The 1,899-nt window shown below is 52.8% G+C and carries 1 protein-coding gene; it reads right to left on the bottom strand.

The window, feature by feature from the left end; all coding sequences use genetic code 11:
• Positions 1-72: 72 nt before the first annotated feature.
• Complete coding sequence (gene ltrA / locus E0698_RS26160) at positions 73-1,473, bottom strand: group II intron reverse transcriptase/maturase (protein ID WP_192513419.1); 1,401 nt, start codon at positions 1,471-1,473, stop codon at positions 73-75.
• Between the last annotated feature and the right edge of the window lie 426 nt (positions 1,474-1,899).

The raw sequence follows: 1,899 nt of genomic DNA, 5'->3' as shown, positions 1-1,899 counted from the left end.
AGTAGGAGGCTACCCATTAACTGAGTAGCCGACCTCTCACACCACCGTACGTACCGTTCGGTATACGGCGGTTCAACCGCTTAAGTGCATTTTACGTAGACGCTCGTATTGCGCAGGAAAGTCATAATATCCTACCTGTACGAGCTTTTCGTTTGTTATGGAACGAGACAGCACCGGGCTTCCGGCGATGCGCCAGTATCCAAGGCGGGAGTTTCCCCACGGGTACGCCTGCCATTCCGGTATCCCCAGTTTGCGCAGGTTTTGTACCTTTGTTCTCGGCTTCTTCCACTGTTTCCAGATGTACATTCGGAGTCGTCTTCGCAGCCATTCACTCCAGCTTTGCAATATCCGTTTCATGTCGGCTACGTAATAGTAGCCAATCCATCCCCGAATGTAGACTTTCACCTTCTCCATGATTTGGCGAACATTTCTGCCCTGACTACGGCTTGTGAGTTCTTTCAGCCTCTTCTTTGCTTTTACCAGCGTTTGCCCATGAGCGCGTATATACACGCCACTTCCGTTCTTTCCTAAGGCAAAGCCAAGGAATTTGAAATGCTTTCGGGCCACCACGCTAACGACCTTGCTTTTCCCCGTATTCATCTGGAGTCTCAGTTGGTTCTCCAGATACTTCCCGCAGGACTCCAGAAGACGCGTTGCTGCCCGTTTGCTTTTGACCAGCACCACAATGTCATCTGCATAGCGGATGACGTTCACTCCCCGGCTTCTCATCTCCTGGTCAAATTCGTTCAGGTAGATGTTCGCCAAAAGCGGCGACAGAGGACCTCCCTGAGGGGAACCCTCTTTCGTTTCGCGGCGTACTCCGTTTTCCATCACTCCGCTTTTCAGGTACTTTTTAATCAGATCGGTTACACGTCTATCCTGGATTTGTCTGCGCAAGAGATTCATCAGCAGTTCATGGTTCAGTGTGTCAAAGTATTTGGAGAGGTCGATTTCTACCGCGTGGACGTAGCCCTGCTGTGCATACTCTTTCACCTTGCGGATGGCCTGCTGCGCGCTCCGCCCTGGGCGGTAGCCGTAGCTCCCCTCCGAAAAGAGCGGTTCAAACAGTGGGTGCATCTGCTGGGCAATCGCCTGCTGAATCACCCGGTCCACGACCGTGGGGATGCCAAGCTTCCGTACTCCGCTTCCATCTGGTTTGGGAATTTCTTTGCGCCGTACCGGGCTTGGCTTGTATCGGCCTTCCCAGATGCTTTGCAAAAGCTCATCTCTATGTTCCTGCAGCCAGGGCAGCGCCTCTTCTACGGTCATTCCGTCGATTCCAGGCGCTCCATGGTTGCGTTTGACCTGCTTGTAGGCTCGGTTCAGATTGTCTCTGTCCAGAATCTGCTCCAGCAGGTCTGTTGCACCGCCTTTTTCTCTACGTTCCCGACTACCGGCGCTCCGCACTCCCGCGTACTCTTTGCGTTCCACGCTATCCCTTTGCAGGCAGCCCTTTCGGTATTCTGCTTTCATTGCGCCGATTCTCCTTCCTGTATGTACTCAAGACTTACGATTGTTCGGCCCTTCCCGAAAAAAAACTTCCCGGTACTATGGCCTCTGCTGACTTCTCACAGCAAGCTTTACTCCGTCTTTCGGATTTTTTTTCCTACTTGACGTCTGTGAGATCTCCCTGGGTAAGAGCGATAACCTTCCCCTCATCCATCTGCCACATTTACATCCTGGGATTCGGGCAGTATTAGACTTCGCTTTGTTATGCAAGCTCGTCCGTCCCAGCATGCCTTCTATGTGATTTCTGTTCGTCAGACCGAGGGTTTGCCTCCGGCTTCCTTCAGATTCCGCCTCGCGGCGGACACCCTTGCCTTTGGCTAACAGTTCCTACTGCCAAGCCTGTAGCGGACTTTCACCGCCAAGTTATCGCCCATGCCGGGCGCACATAAA

It is taken from the genome of Paenibacillus sp. 23TSA30-6 (assembly GCF_014858585.1).
In the GTDB taxonomy this organism is placed as follows: Bacteria; Bacillota; Bacilli; order Paenibacillales; family Paenibacillaceae; genus Paenibacillus.
This window is presented reverse-complemented; position numbering and strand designations above follow the sequence as displayed.

What these genes read in the sequence shown, in the direction of transcription:
- ltrA (WP_192513419.1), bottom strand. Translation starts at nt 1,473, where the DNA reads ATGAAAGCAGAATACCGAAAGGGCTGCCTGCAAAGGGATAGCGTGGAA.